Below are 219 nucleotides of genomic sequence, written 5' to 3' on the forward strand. Positions count from 1 at the left end.
AAGCTGGGACAGGTCTGCGAAAAATTATCACCAGTTTAGCAGCTCCAACAAATTCAGCTATGGGCGCTTTAAATGGAATTGGAATTAAATCAACTAAAATATTCAAAACTGCCAATGGTAATTTCAAAACGTTGCCTGCAATTTTTAAAATTATTGAGGAACATACTAAAAAACTTGGTGGAGCTGATACAGCACGTATATTTAAAAATATTTTTGGCC

General features: G+C 34.2%; 1 protein-coding gene. It reads left to right on the forward strand.

Features of this window, described 5'->3' with window-relative positions; genetic code table 11:
• Positions 1-219, forward strand: a 219-nt coding sequence (locus CBI42_RS12300) for a phage tail tape measure protein (protein ID WP_094754004.1), incomplete at both ends; no start/stop codon positions are given.

This window comes from Streptococcus sp. KR (genome assembly GCF_002238115.1).
In the GTDB taxonomy this organism is placed as follows: domain Bacteria; phylum Bacillota; class Bacilli; order Lactobacillales; family Streptococcaceae; genus Streptococcus.